This window comes from Terribacillus jepli (assembly GCF_047228925.1).
Classification (GTDB): Bacteria; Bacillota; Bacilli; order Bacillales; family Amphibacillaceae; genus Terribacillus.
In genome coordinates this window covers 24482-44570 of the sequence record NZ_JBFEGH010000005.1, presented here as the reverse complement: position 1 = coordinate 44570, position 20089 = coordinate 24482, and the positions used below count along the sequence as shown (strand labels likewise).

Genomic DNA, 20089 nt, shown 5'->3' with positions numbered 1-20089 from the left:
AGCATTTTTCGTATACATTATGTGCCTGCTAAAAAAGAGCCATTTACCTCAGATTAAGCAAACCGCTCCCATCTTAATACTAGCCAGACACATCAAGCATTAAGACGTTTTTTTACATCATACAGCCCATGCCGCCCATGTCTGATATCACCATGTTTCATTCCATATTCATTAAGGGAAAATTACGATACTATAATAGTAGTCTTTTAAATTAGGATAGGCTTCAACAAAAACAACCAATCATCGTCGTTTTGTCTTATAATAGAATCAGTAAAATTATGTAAAAGTTAGTAATTCTGAAAGGAGCTACATAATCTTGAACACCAAATACTTAGACTTACTAGCTCAGAAATATGACACGGAAGAAAAAGTCGTCACAGAAATCATCAATTTGAAAGCTATTCTTAACCTTCCTAAAGGGACCGAGCATTTTGTCAGTGATTTGCACGGTGAATATCAAGCATTCCAGCATGTGCTGCGCAATGGCTCCGGCAGGGTGAAAGAAAAAATCAGGGATATCTTCAGCGGCGTCATCTTTGAAAAAGAAATCGATGAACTGGCTGCTTTGGTTTATTACCCGGAAGAAAAACTGCAGATCATCAAAAATGATTTTCACCAGGAAGAAGATTTAAACGAGTGGTATAAAAAGACAATCAAACGGATGATCAAGCTCATCTCCTATGCATCTTCTAAATATACGCGCTCCAAGCTGCGTAAGGCATTGCCTAGTCAGTTTGCCTATATCATTGAAGAGCTTTTATATAAAACAGAAGAATCCGGCAACAAGGAGCAATATTATCACGAGATCATTGAACAAATCATCTCGCTCGGACAAGCCGATAAGCTTATTACCGGGCTTGCCTACAGTACACACCAATTGGTAGTGGACCATCTGCATGTTGTTGGCGATATCTATGATCGTGGACCTGAACCAGATAAAATCATGGAAGAACTCATCAATTACCATTCCGTTGATATCCAATGGGGCAATCATGATGTCCTCTGGATCGGTGCTTTTGCGGGGTCGAAGGTTTGCCTGGCGAATATCCTGCGTATATGTGCACGTTACGACAATTTGGACATTATTGAGGATGTGTATGGCATCAACCTTCGTCCGCTGATGAATTTGGCTGAGAAATATTATGACGATAACCCAGCATTCCGTCCCAAAACACATGCAGATAAAAAGACATCCGAGCATGAACTGGTCCAAATCACCAAAATGCACCAAGCAATCGCAATGATTCAATTCAAATTGGAAAGCCCGATCATCAAAAGACGACCGAGCTTCAATATGGAAGAAAGGCTGCTGCTTGAAAAAATCGATTTTGACTCAAATGAAATAACGCTGAACGGCACCACCTACCCACTGGATAATACATGTTTCGCCACTATTAATCCAAAACAGCCCGAAATGCTTTTGGAAGAAGAACAGCAAGTGATTGATAAGCTATTGTTCTCAGTCCAGCATTCGGAGAAACTGGCCAGACATATGAATTTCCTCATGCGCAAGGGTAGCCTTTATTTGCGTTATAACGGCAATCTTTTGATTCATGGATGCATTCCTATCGATGAAGAAGGCAATATGGAGAAAATGGAAATCGAAGGCAAGTCTTACGCAGGTCGCGAGCTGCTTGATAGATTCGAACAATTTCTCCGCCAGTCATTCGCCCACCCGGAAGAGACAAATGACTTGGCGACAGATATGGTCTGGTACCTATGGACAGGTGAATATTCTTCCCTATTTGGCAAAAGGGCCATGACGACCTTTGAACGTTATTTCATCAAAGATAAAGCAACGCATAAGGAAATAAAGAACCATTATTACCACCTGCGGGAAAATGAAGAAACCTGTGAAAAAATCCTGACAGAATTCGATTTGGACCCGGAACACGGGCATATCATCAATGGTCATACGCCAGTCAAAGAAATCGAAGGCGAAAATCCGATCAAAGCAGGCGGTAAAATCATCGTCATCGATGGCGGCTTCTCCAAAGCCTACCAGTCGAAAACAGGCATCGCCGGATACACATTATTATATAATTCCTACGGCATGAAACTTGTCGCCCATAAACATTTCAACTCCAAAGATGAAGTGCTGCATGATGGGACGGATGTGTTATCCGTGAAAAGATTGGTCGACAAGGAACTGGAGCGGAAAAAGGTCCTCGAAACGAATGTTGGAAAGGAATTGTGCAAGGAAATCGATATACTCAAGGATTTGATGGAGTATCGGTATATGAAATAACGCAGCCAAAGAGCGCAGAGAATTCTCTCGGCGTTCTTTTTTATGTGTTGCTTGCTTTTCAGATATAATCAGTTATACTGATTATATAATTAACTGATTAATTTCAGGAGGTGAGAATATGAATAAATGGAATCAATCCTATGGTTTCCTGCTTGGAAAAGTGCTGCAGCAGATGGAAGAGAAATTTGCTGAAGGCCTTGTTCCCTATCAAATCAATGCCCGGCAATACGGCGTCCTCTTATATATCGAGGAAAATCCCTATTGCTCCCAAAAGGATATTTCGGACAATCTGCAAATCGACCGCACAACGATGGTCAGTCATATCGACCACTTAGAGAAGCTGGAATTTGTCGAGCGAACCAAAAATCCGAATGACCGAAGATCCTATAGCCTGTTAATTACCAAAAAAGGCAAAGAAGTACTCTCTTCCCGCTGGGAATATTTAAACGTTATTGAATCAAAAGTTTTAACACCTTTGGATCAGCAAGAAAGACAATTATTGAAAGATTTTCTCATTAAGATTTGGAAATCAATATAAAAGAGGAGACTAAAGATGAATACATTAGATTACTTCAATGCACGCCTGGAAGCTACTATAAGTCCCATGGATTACCTGAGATCAAATAAAGCTAATAAAGACAATTACTTTTTAATCGACGTTAGGAATGGCCCAGCACATGTAAGAAATGTAACCATTGAAGGTGCCGCTGTTATCCCTGAACAAGAAATAAAAGATCGTTTGCATGAAATACCAAAAGAAAAAGAAATCATACTCTATTGCTGGGATGTCTGGTGCAATACTGCGGCCAAAGTAGCGAAGTATCTATTAGAAGAAGGATATAAAGTGAGGGAATTGACCGGAGGTATTGCTGCATGGAAAGAAATGGACTTTCCAGTCTCAACTGCGGCATCAGAAGATAATATAGCTGATAATTGCGGATGTTAACCTAGAACAATTATGAAGGTAAAGGAGAATAGTGTGTTAAATCAATCCGGCATATCTTTTAGCCTCTCCAGATTTTACACCTAAATCTCCAACTTTACCCATTAAACATATTGAAGGGACCTCTAATTAAAAAGAAGATCACTGGTTGATCTTCTTTTTAATCTGTATACAAGGGGATCTATCAACACTTTACTTTTACTTATAAGTGACGATTTACTCCTCACCTGTCGGTTTTGTCCCAAAGAGGATTTTTTGATTCTTACCTGCAATCGTCCCCAAAAAGGCGATGCATAGGGCTGCGATCATAAGAATGATGAGCGGTACCATCCAACCATTCGTCTTTTCAGCGATGGTACCAAGCAAAAGCGGTCCCAGGGCTGCAACCAAATAGCCAACGGATTGCGCCATACTTGATAGCTGGGAAGATTCCGCAATTGAATTGGTCCGCAGCACAAAGAACATCATGGCTAAGCTGAATGCTGTTCCTGCACCAACTCCCGTCAATATAAGCGGTGCGATGATAAGATGAGAGGAAATAAACATCACCCCTACTAAACCAAAGAAGAATAAAAGACCCGCGATACAGCCGATCAACCGCTGGCTTTGCATTCTGCCCGCTATGATGGGCGCGATGAATGTAGTCGGAATCAACCCTAGCTGATAAATGGCAATGAGCCAGCCTGCTTCACTTTCGTCGAATCCTTTGGACATTAATATATCCGGCAGCCATGTAAACAGGCTGTACGGTATGAATGATTGCAGCCCCATGAATAGCGTCACTGCCCATGCAATTTTCGACTTGAATATTCCTCTGGATGGCTTGTTCTCTACCTTCACAAACACTTTCTTTTCCGATGAACGTGTTGCAGGCAGCCGAAGCAATAATATAATGAGTGCTATTAACGAGAGCACACTCCATATTTGCATCGCATTTCGCCATCCCAGCATCGGGATGGATGCTATCGGAACGGAAATACCCGAAGCAAGTGCACCGAAAATATTCATGGATACGGAATATATGCCCGTCATGAGCCCGATTCGATATGGAAAACTGGACTTGATCAAACCCGGCATCAGCACATTCCCGAAAGCAATTGCCATTCCAAGTAAAAGCGTACCAAATAACAACAGCGGAAGACCGCTCAGAGCCCGAATAAAAATGCCAATAGTCAGCATGCACATAGCAGCTAACAGCGTTAACTCGATGCCGAATTTGCTCGATATTTTAGGCACCAGCGAAGAAAAAACACCAAAAGCAAGCAACGGCAAAGTATTTACCAGACCAATCATCGAGTTGGAAACGTCCAATTCCTCTCTAAAGAAAGGTATCAGCGGCCCAACCGAAGTGAGCGGTGATCGTAAAGTTGCAGCAATAAAAAGAATTGCTAGTATCAATAAAATTGTATAATAACGTTTATGCGTATTTGTATTAGATCTGTTCACATAAAATATCCTTCCTAAGTAAGATGCAATAATTCATCATAACAAAAAATCACTATATATTTAACCTTCACTATGTACCAAGGGACATCATTATATCGCCCGGTATTATATTACCAGCATGAAGAAGTATGCAAACTCTAATAGTATCACCATATACTCCATTTGGATACTGTCCATGGATGTTACTCTCATCATCCTCCTCTCTTTAAGTGAATAAATACCCCAGGATCGGCATTCATACCGATCTTGGGGTATTCGTTCGTGTTAGTTTAGATTTTATTGAATGCAGTTGCTCGCAAGTCATCTGCTCTGCATAATGCCTTGAAGCATATTTACAGAGATCGCTTCCTGCATGGCACTGTAATATTCTTGGTGAAATGTGCAGTTAAGGAGCTAATCTCTTTTAAGCTTTAATGCTCGATCTTTGATAAAGCTCTACATGCTCTTTCAAAAATCCAACATACCTATCGACTTCCTCAATTGTAGAATATGGAGAAATTGTAAAGAACTTATGGGCATACAAGGATATCCTCTTATTTGAATTTGCCGCTCGAACGAGACATTGCTTTTTCGTGTTTCCAAAGAAAATTGTATCACGTTCCGCACCAATGACCTCTGCAAATGCATCGTTGAATTGATTGATTTCCAGCATCTCTTCAATAGGTAAAAGTCCGTTTATTTCATCATCCATTTACTTCGCTCTGGATAGAAGCGGAATGTTGTAACTGGGGAGATGTCATTTGTTATTGCCACATTTGGAATTTCTTGCAGCAATTTCTTTCGGAATGCAATATTGACACGTATATAATTGGCTAAAAGCTTTTGATAGCCTTCCATCCCCAAGGCTGATAATGAAGCATATATTGCCAGTGCACTTCCCATTCGCGAGCACTCCAGCGTGTAGCCCGTGTGATAACTGCCGTAGCCTCGATTCCCAACATATGGGGTTTCAGCTGCATCTAAATCAACGTATTTAAGATACTCCCTGTTTTTTATCAAAAATAAACTCGTGATATACGGGGTTTGCCCAAGTTTATGAAAATCAAAAACCATACTATCCGCAAGTTTTATACGCTTAAACTTCTGTTGATAGGATTTCAATACCTCATTTACATTGTCTTCAAATTGCAGAGGATTACTTTCAAAATCGTAATCATTAAAGAAGCTATACATGCCCCCCATCGCAGTGTCTGCATGTATATAGATTGGGTCAACGCCATATGTACGCTCCAAGTCTTCCGCTAGCTGCTTGATGCCTGCAATATCATCAATCCCGAAAGTATCCGTTGTTCCCATTGTGGCAAGAACGTAAAGCGGAACACCACCATTAGAGATGACATCTACCATTTTTTCTTTCAGATCGGCTAGGTTCATGGAATGATCGACATTAGCTTTTACACGTATCATATTTTCTACACCTATTCCCGTTGCCTCTACTGACTTATACAAGCTGTAGTGAGATAACTCTGAACAGAAGCAATAGAGATTTTGAGGTATACCATTTTGATTGGAGTCTGGGGCGTATCGAGCTATGGCAAGACGTAAAGAGTTAAAAACAGCACCTTGCCCTCCCCAAGTTGTATATCCTGCACTGATATTCTCGTCGTATCCAACTAGCTTGGATAACATACTCGTTATTTTGACTTCCGCGGCAGCCGCTGCCGGCCCCTCCACATCCCACAAATTGTTTCCATTGACCAGTACAGCTACAAAATTCCCGATGATACTGGATATATTCGGAAGCGGAGCTGCATTGGCTACATAATTTCGGTTGACATACCTGTGTCCTTCCACTAACTCTAGAAGTTTCTGGATTACCTCTTTCATGGGCATTCCTTGTGTTGGAACATCTGCTTCCTCAATCACACGATTATAGTAATCCTCTGTGTAATCAGGCATTTCACCAAGCGATAGTTTGTCAGGATCCTTTAACTCATCTATTTTTGTTAATATTACATTCAAATAGGACAGCAACTCTGCTCTTTGGTCGTCATTTCCGTCCATACTGGGAAATAGCTTTTGGATTTCTCTCATTATTTTAACTCCTCGATTATTAGTAAAGCCGCGTTGCCAGGAAGGTTCTGTACATCTTTTTATCCAAGGACGACTGTGGGTGTATTCTGTTTTAAAAAACCTTCTTGAAAAACAGATTAGAGTTTGAATCTGTTTTCAAGAAGGTTCACATCTGCGTTCGTCCGATACCTATTTCTGGTTTAGATCGGCAGGATAGTTACATTTTCCTTTAACTCGCTTTCACTTCATCTGTTTTAACATCTTCATTCTCTTCTGATAACGCGACTACTCTATTTTTGTGGTTTACAAGATTCTTTGCTTCATCAACAAGCTTTTGAATCGTATAAAGCTCATCATCATTAATCTCAATGAGTTCTTCAAACATTTCCACAGATTCGCGAGAGATAGCAGCGATTTCAACGATTGTTGCCATGATTTGCTGAGAAGCGGCGGACAATTCTTCCGTACTTGCAGAAGAGTTTTCGTTATTTTCAGCAATGATCTTTGTGGTGGCCAAGATCTCTTCAAACATATTTCCAACTTCCATAATGTTGGCATTCGTATCTTTAAATTCTTCCGTTCCATGATTCATTGACTGAACGACCGTTTCTGTTTCTTCTTGTATATTTTTTACGATATTGGATACTTCTGAAGATGATTGACGAGTCTGTTCTGCCAGTTTTCGTACTTCATCTGCCACAACGGCAAATCCTTTTCCATGTTCACCTGCACGAGCAGCTTCTATGGCTGCATTCAATGCCAGCAAATTGATTTGCTCAGAAATCTCTGAAATCACTTTTACAATGCTGCCGATTTCATGAGATTTCTCTCCGAGTTTGTTTATAGCTTCTGAGGTTGTATTCACCGTTTGATTGAATTGATTCATTTTTTCCAAGGAATGTTTTAGTTTCTCATTTCCTTCTTGTGTCAGTTCAAGCGTAGTAATCGATTGTTCTGAAATCTGATTGGATCTAGTTGATAAATTTTCTATCGACTGTGTCATTTCTTCCATGGACGCAGCACTTTCTTCCGTGGCTGCTAGTTGTTTTTGTAATCCTCTGCCTACCTCGTCAATTGCAGCCCGGACAATATCAGCTTGCTCAGCTGCATATTCACCAGTTTCAGCAAGATTTTCCCCTTTATCATGAATATCTTTTGTAAATGATTCTAACTTCTGTTTTATTCGGCTGAAATTCTCTCCGGCGCGATTCTTGATTCTTTCATCGTCACTATCTGGATTGTTCACTGCCGATATCTCTTTCATATCAGCTAATAATTCTTTATCAAATTGTGTATGACGTTTCAATGCAACATATTGGTAAGCAAAATAAACTAATGCTATCAATAGAATTACTATTATACCTATCAAATAAATTTCCATGATATATTAAACTCCTACCTCCTGATGATTGAATCAGAATTATGTTTTTTTAAAGTTCCCTTATTATGATATATGTTCCATCTGCTACATTTGCAGGAATGGCTTGCAGTTTGTCATTATCTTTATACATATGAACAATATGGTTACCTTCGAAATCTTTATATTTTTTCATGTTGTGATATTTTTCCATCACACGAATCGATTTCGGATTAGTCGCTTCGCCCACTATTGCCTTCAATCCCTGCGATGTTGCTTTTGTAATCAGTTTATTTCCTAATTGCTTAATTACTTCATGACGATCCTGTTCAGCTATCACGCCCAACATGAACAGGTGTAACAAATCCCCATCAGAAATTTCTTTTCCGTAACGTCTTTTGTAGTCTTCGATAAATCGTTTGTCTACGTCCTCCAAAACATGAAGGATGACGTTCATATCATAAAAAGACCCCTCGAATACATCTTCACCGATAATTTCCGGTGCATTGGTATCACCCGCAAGCACACCCACAACATGATTATCAGAGTCTAAAGCGACTGCGCAATATCCTTGATCTACAGTTGAATCCAAATAATCTTTCGTAAAAGCATAAAAATCTTCATACTCAATATTCAACTGTCCAACCATCGGTTCTTGTACCCATTTTCCTTCCACATCTACTCCAATAAACGTACGGGCAAGGCATTCAGCAGCTTTCTGTATCAGCTCCGTTTGGTCATTCGTTAAAATTTCATATGTATACAATTCTTGTGTTGCTTGCATTATATATTCTCCCCTTCAACTACAAATTTTTACTGACTGAACACTACATAGATTGATCTACTCTATCTATCATTTTTCCTGTGAATTCAATCCTTTCAAGCGCATTCCTGATTTGCACTTGAGCTATTTTTGATGATGGTTTTATTACAATCGTATCCTTAAAACCTAAAGTGGAGTAAAATTGCATTGTTTGCTCCAGCTGTGGCACAACTTTGGACGGTACTGGTGTCTGATGCGTCCCATCGACGACAAAAGTATAATCTTTTTTAGAGACTTTACTGATCGTCTCCTGTAAATCGACCATATATCCCTCTGCATCTTCTTCCCTGATCAATCCATGCACTTGTACTAGTACTTCTTTGGAACTTTCGTCAATCGCCATCTTATATTTCTTCTTATCCACGACTATCATCTTGTTAACTCCCTTTTCTAAAGTCTGATGTAACTTCTCGAATGCGAAAAAAGCTATCCTTAGTGACAAGGACAGCCAACGTAGCATCAACCCGACTGTCATCTTCCAGATGGATATTAGACTCGTGGCTTTGCGTACCTACCTTTCGATAAGTTGGCTTATTAGGTTCTAAGATTATAGTTCTAAATACGTAAAAACACACTCTCGCATACCCTCATGCATTATAATTTACCTATAATCCTTTGTCTAATTATCACTTCTAATCCATTTCGTGGGTAAAATGAGTCGTCTGTTCATACTTTTCGATGCTGTCACAGGTCTACTTTACTAGATACCAAAGGACTACTCCCCTTATATCGGTTAACCACAAACAATTTAAATACAAAAAAGTATTAATTGCTCAATTTTTTCTAGGCATTCGCCCAGTCCTTTGGGCAATGACCTACATATCGTACATGGAAAGCAATGGAGGTAAACATATGACCAATTTTTATTCTTTCCAAGGAACTGTAACGATGATTAGTGATTTTATGGGGAATGGCCGAGCCGACGGCTGCTATAAATTCTTCACTGTCGAAAATGAAACAGGATCGATAATGAACTTTGTTGTGTCCCCTACGACTTATTTCGTGGATCATGCAATGGTATCCGTGGGTGATCGTGTGACTGGCTATTATGATGGAGATGCCCCTGCGATTCTAATTTATCCTCCACAGTTTCCAGCTCTTGTCATGGTGAAAGAGAATCAGAACCAAAATGTAAAAGTCAGTTTCTTTGATAATCAGCTGGTGAGCAGTGATGGACAATTACAGCTGAATATTTCGCCATATACACCATTAGTACTGACGAACGGGCAAGCTTTTACAGGCAACCTAGCGAATCGCGATTTGATTGTGGTGTATGGACCTGCTACGAAGAGTATCCCTGCACAGACTACTCCGTATTGGGTAATTGTTTTGTGTAAAAGTTTATAAATGACAGTCGCTTATACGGTAAATCTAAATATATCCCTCTCTTTTAAATCATCCAAAAAAACTATAAACTAACGATAAAATACACGCTATCGGAGAGGGACTGCATATGAACTACAATCACGCACGCGCTACACTGCAAGAAAGACTCACTTCCCACAAAATGGTTGCCTCTGTAAAAGAGCCGAAGCATCTAGAAAAAGCAATTAAGTATAAAGATAATATCAGCGCTGTCTTATTGATGACTGGTACCATCCTGACCGTGCGAAAGTATGTCGAATTCATTCAATCGCATGGCTTGCCTGTCATTTTGCATGTAGAGAAAATAGGCGGACTGGAAATGGACCGGGACGGGATAGAATTTGTCAAACGGAATGTGCAGCCGCATGCGATTGTGACGACACGAAATGGTGTCATCAAAAAAGCAAAAGCCAGCGGACTCGTCGTGGTTCAAAGAATCTTTTTAATCGATACGGAAGTTTATACAAATCTGCTCAAAGACGTTAGTCGTATCCAAGCTGATATCATTGAGATTATGCCGTGCCGGGCACCTGACTTTCTCCAAAAGATATCAGCAGTTTCTCCGGTGCCAACCATTACAGGCGGGCTGCTCAATTCTATCGATCATGCACAGGAAGCATTAAAAAATGGTGCACTTGCCGTAACCACATCCAATCCGGATATGTGGAAAATCGACCTGAATAGTTTGTAAATGAAAGATTTACACTACATTCATACTAATCTAACACTTGGGTATTATTGTATAAGTATAAAGTGAATAGAAACGGTGCGAACAGAGAGACCTCAAATTTGATGTATAGCAACCTATACATTGTATTTGAGGTCTCTTTTCGTTTTCTTCCGTTAATTTTAGGAGGTGAAGAAGAACAGCTCTGTTCCTTGTACTGCATAGGAGTCCTGAATTACAAACCATTACAAAAAGGAGATCTGAGAAACCATGAAATCATTCGTAAAAATGTTCAGTGTTCTCACCATCATCTTGTTATTGGCGGCTTGCGGAAACGCCAGCAGCACTGCCAATGGCAAAGACGGTAAAACCGTCATTGAATACTGGCATGTCAATGCAGAAACACAAGGCGGAAAAACAGTAGAAGAGCTCGTGAATAGCTTCAATGAACAAAGCGATTCTGTCGAAGTCGTCGCAAAATATAACCCTGACATGTATAAAGGACTGATGCAAAACCTGCAAGCAGAAGCGGCTTCAGGTAAATCACCAGCTGTAGTACAGGTCGGCTGGTCCTTCCTGGACTATTTTTCCAATAACTTCAGCTATGTAGAACCTCAGGAAGTCATTGATCAGCATTTCCCGGATGATGAATCATTCTTGAAAGATAACTTCCTTCCAAACGTCATGGACTTGGCCAAGAATTCAGATGGATCACAAGTGGGGATTCCTTACTCCCTAAGCACACCCGTGCTGTACATTAACAAAGACATGCTGAAAGCAGCAGGACTCGATGAAAACGGTCCGAAGACATGGGAAGAAGTGCGGGAATTCTCCAAAGTGATCAAAGATAAAACCGGCAAATACGGGTTCTATATGCAGGAACCTGCTGATAACTGGGCTACGCAGGCGCTATTGGAAAGTAACGGAGCCCGCATGCTGACGGATGGACAAGCTTCTTTTGCTTCCAAAGACGGCATCGAAGCATATCAATTGCTGACAGATATGGTTGTGGAAGATGAAACAGCACTTCATGTTCCTTGGGATCAAGGTGTTCAAAGCTTTATCGATGGAAATGTTGCCATGGCTTATACAACGATTGCCCGTCGCTCACAAATACAGGAAAACGTTCAATTCGACGCTGCTACTGTCACTTCCCCGGCTTGGGAAGGAAAAGAAAAACGTCTGCCTGCTGGCGGTGCCATGTTAGCCATCACCGCACAGGAAGAGGATCAGCAAAAAGCTGCATGGGAATTCATGAAATACTTGTACAGCGTGGAATCCATGGCGAAGTGGACGGAAGGCACTGGTTACGTCCCTCCACGCAAGGATGTAGCAGAAGCAGAAGAAGGCTTGAAAAGCTTCTTGGAAGAAAATGAAATGATGAAAGCAGCCATCGATCAAATGGATGGTGTTGTGCCTTGGACTTCCTTCCCGGGAGATGCAGGTTTGGAAGCTGAGCAGAAAATGCTTGATATCCGTGATGAAATCCTTGGTGGAAAAGTGGATGTAAAAGAGGGTCTAACCTCTGCAGAAGAAGAAATCAATTCACTGCTGAAGAAATAATGTCATGCTGTCTCTTCTTCAAGGGAGCGGCACTCCCTAACTTACCAGAGTATCCCCCTGCTCAGGTTCGTTACGGAATGACTGCTCCCTTTTATAAGAGGCTTTAGAAAACCTACATGCGGGATGTGGAATCTTTGAAAATCACCTTAACGAAAGACCATTGGAAAGCATATTGCTTACTGGTCCCTTCTCTGATTGTCTTTGTACTATTCATGTTTTGGCCTTTCATCTACACTATCTATCTGAGTTTTTTTGATTGGAATATGGTGAAACCGACGAAGGAGTTTGTCGGGTTTGCCAACTATAAGGATATCCTGTCAGATCCAATTACATATAAAGTGTTTGGCAATACGATTTTATATATCGTTTTATTGTTATTGATCAATCTTTTTGTTCCTTATATATTTGCTTTCGTCCTCGATGTCGTATTGAAACGATTCAAGAATTTCTATAAAGGAGCGCTTTTTTTACCGTCTGTTATTTCACTGGTTGTCGGTTCAATCTTGTTTACCTGGCTGCTTAATCCCGTCTCCGGACCTGCCGCTATCATTCTTGGCTGGTTTGGGGTTGAGATGCCGATTTGGAGCAAGATGGATGGCTGGGTGATTGTCGTCTTGAGTTTGATTACTTCTTGGAAAGTTTTCGGCTATAACTTCATCGTGCTCTATGCCTCCATCAATGGTGTCCCGAGGGAAGTGATTGAAGCAGCCAGATTGGATAATGTGCCTTTATGGAAGATATTCATCCATATCATACTGCCAATGAGCAGTGCTACAGGCATTTATGTCTTGATCATCACCATCGTCCAAGGACTGCAGTATGTTTTCACACCGATCAAGGTCATCACCCAAGGCGGACCGAACTATGCCAGCTCCAACGCGATTTATCAGGCCTACCATGAGGCCTTCGTTTTGTACCGGACAGGACATTCCGCCGCCTTGTCGATTCTGACGATGCTGATCTTCATCATTCTGCTTATTTTGGAATTCAAGTTTGTCGAAAGAGGTATCCATTATGAAAACTAACCGCTTTGCATCGATACCTTGGCATATATTATTCATCGGGCTGATCATCATCCTGATTTTTCCGATCATCTTTGCGATTGGAACGTCTTTCAAACCATTACAAGATGCATATAACAATGTACTAAATTTCATCCCTATCAGCCCCACACTGGAAAACTATCAAACTTTCTTTGAAAGTCTGGATGTCGTCAAGATTACTTTCAATACATTCATCATTGCAGCCACAGTTACGTTATTTAAAGTTTTCACCTCGTTCCTGGCAGCATATGCATTCGTCTTTTTCAATTTCAAAGGCAAGAACATCTTGTACTTTGTGTTGATCAGTACAATCTTCATCCCCTTTTCCGTCACCATGATCCCGAATTACTTGGTCATCTCCGACCTGGGACTGGCTGATAGTGTATGGGGTGTCATTTTGCCGCAGCTGGCGGATGCAGTCGGGATCTTCCTGCTTCGTCAATCGATGAAAACGATCCCTGTTTCACTCATCGAAGTAGCCAGACTGGATAATCTGGGACATGCGCGCATCATGAAAGACATCGTGCTTCCATTAGTGAAGCCAGCGGTAACGTCGACTGGAATTTGGTTCTTCATTCTGTCGTGGAATGAATATGTCTGGCCGGTACTCATCTTGAAGACGGTCGATAATTATACATTGCCATTGGCTCTGCAAATGTATATCAGCTCTGAAGGCGGCACCAACTTCACGGTTGCCATGGCCGTGGCTGTCATTACGATGATCATACCATTGACATTATATTTGCTGTTCCAGCGTTACATCATTGGAACGTTTACTTCATCAGGAATTAAGTAAAGGGCGGGATATCGTGAAGGAAATCCGATTTGAAAATGTATCTAAATCATATGGCAAAACAGAGGTTGTGAAAGATTTGAACTTAACCATCAAAGAAGGAGAACGATTAATCCTGCTTGGTCCGTCTGGGTGTGGTAAATCCACCACATTACGCATGATTGCAGGGTTAGAAGACGTTACATCCGGATCTATTTATATGGATAAACAGAAAATGAATGACGTGCCCAGCGGCAAAAGAAATGTGGCCATGGTGTTTCAAAATTACGCCTTATATCCGCATATGAAAGTGATTGATAACATTACGTATGGATTGAAAGTGAAAAAGATGTCTGCGGATGAAATCAAGCGTCGCACAGATGCCGCCCTGGAGATGCTGCAATTGAAACAATACAAAGATCGCTTGCCAAAGGATTTGTCCGGTGGGCAGCGGCAACGGGTTGCCCTCGCCAGAGCGGTTGTGAAACAAGGCGATTGCTTCTTGCTGGATGAACCTCTATCAAACTTGGATGCCCAATTACGCGTGTCTGCCCGGAAAGAATTAGTCAAGATTCATGAAACCTTCAAGCAAACACTTGTATATGTGACCCATGACCAAACAGAGGCCATGACAGTCGGCGACCGGATCGCCCTGATGTATCAAGGGAAGCTCCAAATGGTCGATACGCCGGATAACGTATACCATCGCCCTGCTAATATCTTCACTGCCAAGTTCATTGGTTCCCCGCCGATGAACGTAGTCGATGCAGACTTTCAGCAGGACAAGCTCCTATTTGACAAGCAAGCGCTGCAGTTGAGCCCTGAATGGAGCCGTTTCATTCAGGAAACCGGAGCAGCTGAACTGGCATTCGGCATAAGACCTGAGCATATTCACTTAAGTAAGACACCACTCGATAACAGCATCACAGGTCAGGTCAAACAAGTGGAGAACCACGGCAGCAGCTATGGTGTTTATCTCGATGTGGAAGGCCAAGAATGGATCGCCATGAGTGAGTCGAAAAACTGGCTGCCGAATGAAACAGTCTATGCAGAAATGCGGATGGATAAAATCCACCTATTTGATAAAGAAACAACCAATTCTATCGGTTATCCGAAAAACTACTATGGAGAGTGATGTACGATGAAAAAAACTATTTGCTATTCTGATCTGGCTCTATTATCCAACAATCTATTGCACAATATCGATACACTGATCGAACATGGCGCAGACAAAATCGAATTACTCATGGACGGACCAGAGTGGAACGCGATGGAAAACTTGTTCCAGGAACTTGCACAAAAACTGCTCTCCATTCCTGTTGGTTATACCATTCATCCACCAGCTTGGGATATCAACCTGACAAGTGAGAACTATGCAACACGGGAAGTCGCTTTCTCTGAATACAAAAAAACGATCGAATTCGCTGGCTCCATCCAGGCAACACACGTCGTCATCCATCCCGGATTCTGCTTCTCACCTGTGTTTGATAAACAAATAGCACAGTTGCGGGCCAAGGAATACATCAGCGAGCTTTGCCGAATTGCCAAACCATTACATGTAAAGCTGGCAATCGAAAACGTCGGCTATAACGGAAGCTCCCTTTTCACACAAGAAGAATTCACAAATTTCCTGGCTGATATCGATGAAACAGCAGGATTCCTTATCGATACGGGGCATGCCCATTTAAACAATTGGGATATCCCGCGATTGATAAACGAAACGAAAGACCGTTTGCTTGCATTGCATCTTCACGATAACGATGGAAAAGGTGATACACATCTGGTCATTGGCGACGGCACAATCGAATGGGACCCCATCTTCACAGCCCTCCGTGAAGATGCACCACATGCTGAATTGATCCTGGAATATGCACCAAACACACCGTTAGAAAAACTTCAAGAAGGAAAAGACCTGCTGCAAAGCAGAATAAAAGCGAACCTTGAGCTCAAGTAAACTAAACATCCACGACTTTGACGCCTATTGCTTTGACTTGGATGGAACCATTTACGTCGGGAATCAACTTCTTCCCGGCGTAAAAAATACAATCGATCTATTAAGAAAGCATGACAAAAGCATACTTTACATTACAAATGGACCAACACGAACAAGAGAAGAATGTCAACAATTGCTATGTGGCCTTGGATTGCCAACAAAACTGGAAGAAGTCATTACCGCATCCTCCTTGGCCACTAGTTACTTTATGGATTATCATCCTGACGCTTCTGTTTACATTGTGGGAGAAGCAGCCATTGCCAAAGAGTTCTCGCCTTACCCTTTGCGAATTACCGGAGATCCTTTTCAAGCCACACATGTACTGGTTGGATTGGACCGAGCCTTTACATACGACAAACTGAATACCGCGATGACAGCCGTACGCAATGGTGCCAAACTTATCGCAACCAATCCCGATCCAGCCTGCCCCGTTCCTGGAGGCTTTATCGCCGACACGTTTGCTATCGCCAAAGCAATTGAAGTCGCTGCTGGACACAAAATCGATGACATCATCGGCAAACCATCAGCGTATTACATCCAAAAAGTTATGGAACACTTGAATGTTCCAAAAGACAGATGCTTGATCATTGGCGATCGGCTTGATACCGATATTGTGATGGGTAAGAATAATAACATCAGCACTTGTCTTGTGTTAACTGGTTCATCCAGCCTTTTGGATATCGAACAAATGAATATAGAACCGGATTATGTCATTGAAGATCTATATGGAATGGTTGAAGACATTGCAGCCACTTTATAATTTAATAAAGAAACGTCAGACCAGGTACAAGAGGGCTGACGTTTTTTCATGATTTCACTGAATCCCCTTGCTTTATCTCATACACTAAGCAATCAGGAAATCTATTAAGTCACGTAAAGATCAACTTATCTTCCATGATCTATCGAGACTGACGACATTATTTATGAGGATCATCAGCAATCCTATAAAATGTGGATGTCAATTGCGGATGAGCCCTTTAATGAAGCGAATAGAGAGATAGATAGGTTTTAAGGAATTGAATTTTTCATGATTCAGACCGGTCAATATGAATTTCCATTCATTCGTACTTTTTTACAATAGATTTACATTTTAAAAAGTGAGTAATCACTTCATTTTCTTTGTGGCGTGCTATATACTGGTGGTATTAAGAACGATACTGATGTGAATCCCATCTGTAACTGGGTTCGAATTAGTAATGGGAAAAAAGGAGGGTTTTTAGATGAGAAATGAATGTAAATCATTGATGAAAAAAAAGGCGAGTTTAACCGGTCTGATTGCTGTACTATTTGTACCGATTCTGTATTGCGGCACATTCCTATGGGCATTTTGGGATCCATATAGCGAAACAGATGACCTTTCTGTAGCTATTGTCAATCATGACGAAGCCGTTGATTTCGAGGGTACACAGTTGAATTTCGGTGATGAAATCGTTGCGCAATTAGAACAAGATGATAACTTTGGGTGGGAGTTTGTTTCAGAAGAAAAAGCTATGGAAGGTCTGCAAGATCACAGATACTTTATGATGATTGAAATCCCCAATGATTTTTCCAATAATGCAGCCACTGCTTTCAGTACAGAACCCAATCCACCGAACCTTCGATATATGCCGCATGAAAGCCTCAATTTCCTGGTAAGCACAATTGAAAGAAGTGGCGTAGAAAAACTGCAGCAAGAGGTTTCGAGTACGTTAACATCGAGTTACCTTCAAACCCTGGCAGATGCCATGAATCAAACGAGTAATGGAATGACTACAGCCAGCGAATCGACAACCCAATTAGCAGAAAGTATAGCAGGGATGCAAGATACTTACGATACCACGGTACAGACTCACCCCAATCTTGCTGCTGCCCAAAAAGAACAATTAATATCCTCCTTTCATGCCATTAATGAAGGCGCAAACAGCATTGCCACCAGCTTAACAAATGGGGCTGAACAACTTGGGGGCATAAATACCTCCCAAGGAAACCTGAATATGATTGCATCCCCAGTAACAATCGATACTGACAAGTTTACAAGTGTTCCGAATTATGGACATGGATTTGCACCATTCTCATTATCTCTTGGTCTCTTTATAGGAGCAATGCTGATTTCGATTGTTTTTCCTGTTCGGGAACCTGTCACCAAACCGACATCATCATTTAGCTGGTTTATAAGCAAATTCAGCATTATTACAGTGGCAGCTGGTATACAGGCAATCATTGCTGTAGTATTTCTCTTGAGTGTCCTTGACTTGGAAGTGGGTAATGTTGGCTACTTCCTATTGTTTACTGTCTTTTCTAGTTTAGCTTTCATTGCCTTGATCCAACTTGTTGTTTCCCTATTAGGGGAGAAAGGGAGATTCATTATCATTCTGTTGTTGATTTTACAGATTACCAGCAGCGGCGGGACATTCCCAGTAGAAATGATTCCGGCACTCTTACAGGAAGTGAGTGGTTTCCTGCCGATGACCTACTCCGTTTCTGGATTCAGGGCACTTGTAGCGAACAGTAATTATGATCTGATGTGGCTGAATATTGGTTTTCTATCCATATTTGTCTTCGTTTCCATACTGGGTACCTTGCTATATTTAACCATCAAATACAGAAATACAGATAAGGAACGAAGGGAGATATCAAACAAAAACTTTGTTTAAAGAAGCCTATTTCAGGGATGATGACTTTGTGCAACAAGGAAAGCAACTATGATAAAATAAATTAACTGAGATTCCGTGCATGGCTGCTTTCATAAGCATTTTGCATGGATTTATTTCCAAAATAATCCATGAGTTGGGTGAAATGATTGATGGAACAAAGACTAGCGGATAAAATCAAAGAAATAAATGAAGAACATCTGAAAATGACACAAAAACAAAGTAGAATCATCGAGGCTGCCATTGAAGAATTTTCCCAAAATGGCTATGCCTCCACTTCCACAAGCCAAATTGCCAAAAAAGCTGGCGTTGCGGAAGGTACTATCTTTCGGCACTATAAAAACAAGAAGAATTTATTACTCTCCATTGTTACACCTACAATGACAAAATTGATAGCCCCCTTTGTCATGGATGAGTTTGACACTGTCTTTGATCAAGAATATGAATCTTTTGGTGACTTTCTTAGGGCTATCCTAAAAAATCGAGTTGATTTTATCAAGGAGAATTTATCGATCCTAAAGATTTTTATGCAGGAAATTTCATATCATCCAGAATTACAGGAAAACTACAAAGCGTATATCGCACAACCCTTATTTAAACGCTTGGAGAACACCATCATCCATTTTCAAGAGAAAGGTCAAATAAAAGATTTGCCCGTTCATACCGTCATCCGCTTCACCGCTTCTACAGTCATTGGGTTCTTATTTACCAGACACATCATCTATCCCGACATGAATTGGGACGATAATAGTGAGATCGAACAAACAATAAATCTTATTATAAATGGACTTTCGCCTGAAACGGATTAAATTCTCGATTGCATAAATTGCTTTCTGTATAACCCTATTTCGTCATTTCGGATTAACTATGTTAACAACAGAAAATACAAAACGAAACAAGACTACTTTCTTCATAAAAAAGTAGTCTTTTAAATATTGCACTTCCCGTTTTATTACGATGAAGTCTGCTCCTATTAAGTTAAACAATGAATTAAATAAAAGGCGTACCTTAGCGGAACGCCTTTTCAAGCTTCTATAAGTTATTCAGACTGCTCTGTATCTTCCTCTGTATCGTCGGATTCCTGTTCTTCGATTTGATCATCATCAGCTGGATCCTCATCATCATTATTACATGCCGCCAACGTCAGAACTGATACCATACCCAATGCCACCATCCATTTTTTAAGCATGGAAACCTCTCCCTTATAAGAAATTAAGGTACATAAG

General features: G+C 41.0%; 18 protein-coding genes, 1 pseudogene and 1 riboswitch. Of the genes and pseudogenes, 13 read left to right on the top strand and 6 right to left on the bottom strand.

The window, feature by feature from the left end; all coding sequences use genetic code 11:
• The first annotated feature begins 316 nt into the window (after nucleotides 1–316).
• The 3 genes from fbp to AB1K91_RS07295 all read left to right on the top strand — a co-directional run bounded on the left by fbp (nucleotide 317) and on the right by AB1K91_RS07295 (nucleotide 3194).
• Nucleotides 317–2248, top strand: a complete 1932-nt coding sequence (gene fbp / locus AB1K91_RS07305; protein WP_413089121.1) for a fructose-1,6-bisphosphatase — start codon at nucleotides 317–319, stop codon at nucleotides 2246–2248.
• 118 nt (nucleotides 2249–2366) lie between these two features.
• The gene (locus AB1K91_RS07300; protein WP_413089120.1) at nucleotides 2367–2786 is read left to right on the top strand and encodes a MarR family winged helix-turn-helix transcriptional regulator; all 420 of its coding nucleotides are present in this window, start codon (nucleotides 2367–2369) and stop codon (nucleotides 2784–2786) included.
• A gap of 15 nt (nucleotides 2787–2801) precedes the next feature.
• Complete coding sequence (locus tag AB1K91_RS07295; protein WP_413089119.1) at nucleotides 2802–3194, top strand: rhodanese-like domain-containing protein; 393 nt, start codon at nucleotides 2802–2804, stop codon at nucleotides 3192–3194.
• 213 nt (nucleotides 3195–3407) lie between these two features.
• Here the strand turns inward: AB1K91_RS07295 and AB1K91_RS07290 are convergent, their stop codons facing one another.
• The 5 genes and pseudogenes from AB1K91_RS07290 to AB1K91_RS07270 all read right to left on the bottom strand — a co-directional run bounded on the left by AB1K91_RS07290 (nucleotide 3408) and on the right by AB1K91_RS07270 (nucleotide 9203).
• Nucleotides 3408–4637 (bottom strand): CynX/NimT family MFS transporter, encoded by a 1230-nt coding sequence (locus tag AB1K91_RS07290; RefSeq protein WP_413089118.1) that lies wholly within the window; start codon nucleotides 4635–4637, stop codon nucleotides 3408–3410.
• A gap of 403 nt (nucleotides 4638–5040) precedes the next feature.
• Nucleotides 5041–6671, bottom strand: a pseudogene (locus AB1K91_RS07285) (pyridoxal phosphate-dependent decarboxylase family protein).
• A 208-nt stretch (nucleotides 6672–6879) separates the two neighbouring features.
• Nucleotides 6880–8031 (bottom strand): methyl-accepting chemotaxis protein, encoded by a 1152-nt coding sequence (locus AB1K91_RS07280; RefSeq protein WP_413089117.1) that lies wholly within the window; start codon nucleotides 8029–8031, stop codon nucleotides 6880–6882.
• 49 nt (nucleotides 8032–8080) lie between these two features.
• Nucleotides 8081–8791 (bottom strand): hypothetical protein, encoded by a 711-nt coding sequence (locus tag AB1K91_RS07275; protein WP_413089116.1) that lies wholly within the window; start codon nucleotides 8789–8791, stop codon nucleotides 8081–8083.
• 43 nt (nucleotides 8792–8834) lie between these two features.
• Nucleotides 8835–9203: a hypothetical protein gene (locus tag AB1K91_RS07270; protein WP_413089115.1), complete on the bottom strand. Its 369-nt coding sequence runs from the start codon at nucleotides 9201–9203 to the stop codon at nucleotides 8835–8837.
• A gap of 82 nt (nucleotides 9204–9285) precedes the next feature.
• Nucleotides 9286–9372, bottom strand: a riboswitch (cyclic di-GMP riboswitch).
• 310 nt (nucleotides 9373–9682) lie between these two features.
• Here AB1K91_RS07270 and AB1K91_RS07265 point away from each other — a divergent pair.
• From AB1K91_RS07265 to AB1K91_RS07220, 10 genes are all read left to right on the top strand, one after another.
• A complete protein-coding gene (locus AB1K91_RS07265; protein WP_413089114.1) occupies nucleotides 9683–10177 on the top strand; it encodes a hypothetical protein in 495 nt (164 codons plus the stop codon).
• 106 nt (nucleotides 10178–10283) lie between these two features.
• The gene (locus AB1K91_RS07260; RefSeq protein ID WP_413089113.1) at nucleotides 10284–10886 is read left to right on the top strand and encodes a glycerol-3-phosphate responsive antiterminator; all 603 of its coding nucleotides are present in this window, start codon (nucleotides 10284–10286) and stop codon (nucleotides 10884–10886) included.
• A 246-nt stretch (nucleotides 10887–11132) separates the two neighbouring features.
• Entirely contained in the window at nucleotides 11133–12425 is a 1293-nt protein-coding gene (locus tag AB1K91_RS07255) for an ABC transporter substrate-binding protein (RefSeq protein WP_413089112.1), read from the top strand.
• A 134-nt stretch (nucleotides 12426–12559) separates the two neighbouring features.
• Nucleotides 12560–13450, top strand: coding sequence for a carbohydrate ABC transporter permease (locus tag AB1K91_RS07250; RefSeq protein WP_413089111.1), 891 nt, complete (start codon nucleotides 12560–12562; stop codon nucleotides 13448–13450).
• Nucleotides 13440–14264 (top strand): carbohydrate ABC transporter permease, encoded by an 825-nt coding sequence (locus tag AB1K91_RS07245; RefSeq protein WP_413089110.1) that lies wholly within the window; start codon nucleotides 13440–13442, stop codon nucleotides 14262–14264. Before AB1K91_RS07250 ends, AB1K91_RS07245 begins: the two co-directional genes overlap by 11 nt.
• A gap of 13 nt (nucleotides 14265–14277) precedes the next feature.
• Nucleotides 14278–15375, top strand: a complete 1098-nt coding sequence (locus AB1K91_RS07240; protein ID WP_413089109.1) for an ABC transporter ATP-binding protein — start codon at nucleotides 14278–14280, stop codon at nucleotides 15373–15375.
• A gap of 6 nt (nucleotides 15376–15381) precedes the next feature.
• Nucleotides 15382–16194, top strand: a complete 813-nt coding sequence (locus tag AB1K91_RS07235; protein WP_413089108.1) for a sugar phosphate isomerase/epimerase family protein — start codon at nucleotides 15382–15384, stop codon at nucleotides 16192–16194.
• Nucleotides 16181–16993 (top strand): HAD-IIA family hydrolase, encoded by an 813-nt coding sequence (locus tag AB1K91_RS07230; protein WP_413089107.1) that lies wholly within the window; start codon nucleotides 16181–16183, stop codon nucleotides 16991–16993. Before AB1K91_RS07235 ends, AB1K91_RS07230 begins: the two co-directional genes overlap by 14 nt.
• Nucleotides 16994–17453: 460 nt before the next feature.
• Nucleotides 17454–18866 carry a YhgE/Pip domain-containing protein gene (locus AB1K91_RS07225; protein WP_413089106.1) on the top strand — a complete coding sequence of 471 codons (1413 nt, stop codon included), beginning with the start codon at nucleotides 17454–17456 and terminating at the stop codon, nucleotides 18864–18866.
• Nucleotides 18867–19015: 149 nt separating this feature from the next.
• Nucleotides 19016–19672 carry a TetR/AcrR family transcriptional regulator gene (locus tag AB1K91_RS07220; RefSeq protein WP_413089105.1) on the top strand — a complete coding sequence of 219 codons (657 nt, stop codon included), beginning with the start codon at nucleotides 19016–19018 and terminating at the stop codon, nucleotides 19670–19672.
• 230 nt (nucleotides 19673–19902) lie between these two features.
• Here AB1K91_RS07220 and AB1K91_RS07215 read toward each other — a convergent pair whose 3' ends face one another.
• Nucleotides 19903–20052: a hypothetical protein gene (locus AB1K91_RS07215; protein ID WP_413089104.1), complete on the bottom strand. Its 150-nt coding sequence runs from the start codon at nucleotides 20050–20052 to the stop codon at nucleotides 19903–19905.
• Nucleotides 20053–20089: the final 37 nt, after the last annotated feature.

What these genes read in the sequence shown, in the direction of transcription:
- AB1K91_RS07300 (WP_413089120.1), top strand. Translation starts at nt 2,367, where the DNA reads ATGAATAAATGGAATCAATCCTATGGTTTCCTGCTTGGAAAAGTGCTG.
- AB1K91_RS07295 (WP_413089119.1), top strand. Translation starts at nt 2,802, where the DNA reads ATGAATACATTAGATTACTTCAATGCACGCCTGGAAGCTACTATAAGT.
- AB1K91_RS07280 (WP_413089117.1), bottom strand. Translation starts at nt 8,031, where the DNA reads ATGGAAATTTATTTGATAGGTATAATAGTAATTCTATTGATAGCATTA.
- AB1K91_RS07275 (WP_413089116.1), bottom strand. Translation starts at nt 8,791, where the DNA reads ATGCAAGCAACACAAGAATTGTATACATATGAAATTTTAACGAATGAC.
- AB1K91_RS07270 (WP_413089115.1), bottom strand. Translation starts at nt 9,203, where the DNA reads ATGATAGTCGTGGATAAGAAGAAATATAAGATGGCGATTGACGAAAGT.
- AB1K91_RS07265 (WP_413089114.1), top strand. Translation starts at nt 9,683, where the DNA reads ATGACCAATTTTTATTCTTTCCAAGGAACTGTAACGATGATTAGTGAT.
- AB1K91_RS07260 (WP_413089113.1), top strand. Translation starts at nt 10,284, where the DNA reads ATGAACTACAATCACGCACGCGCTACACTGCAAGAAAGACTCACTTCC.
- AB1K91_RS07255 (WP_413089112.1), top strand. Translation starts at nt 11,133, where the DNA reads ATGAAATCATTCGTAAAAATGTTCAGTGTTCTCACCATCATCTTGTTA.
- AB1K91_RS07245 (WP_413089110.1), top strand. Translation starts at nt 13,440, where the DNA reads ATGAAAACTAACCGCTTTGCATCGATACCTTGGCATATATTATTCATC.
- AB1K91_RS07235 (WP_413089108.1), top strand. Translation starts at nt 15,382, where the DNA reads ATGAAAAAAACTATTTGCTATTCTGATCTGGCTCTATTATCCAACAAT.
- AB1K91_RS07225 (WP_413089106.1), top strand. Translation starts at nt 17,454, where the DNA reads ATGAGAAATGAATGTAAATCATTGATGAAAAAAAAGGCGAGTTTAACC.
- AB1K91_RS07220 (WP_413089105.1), top strand. Translation starts at nt 19,016, where the DNA reads ATGGAACAAAGACTAGCGGATAAAATCAAAGAAATAAATGAAGAACAT.
- AB1K91_RS07215 (WP_413089104.1), bottom strand. Translation starts at nt 20,052, where the DNA reads ATGCTTAAAAAATGGATGGTGGCATTGGGTATGGTATCAGTTCTGACG.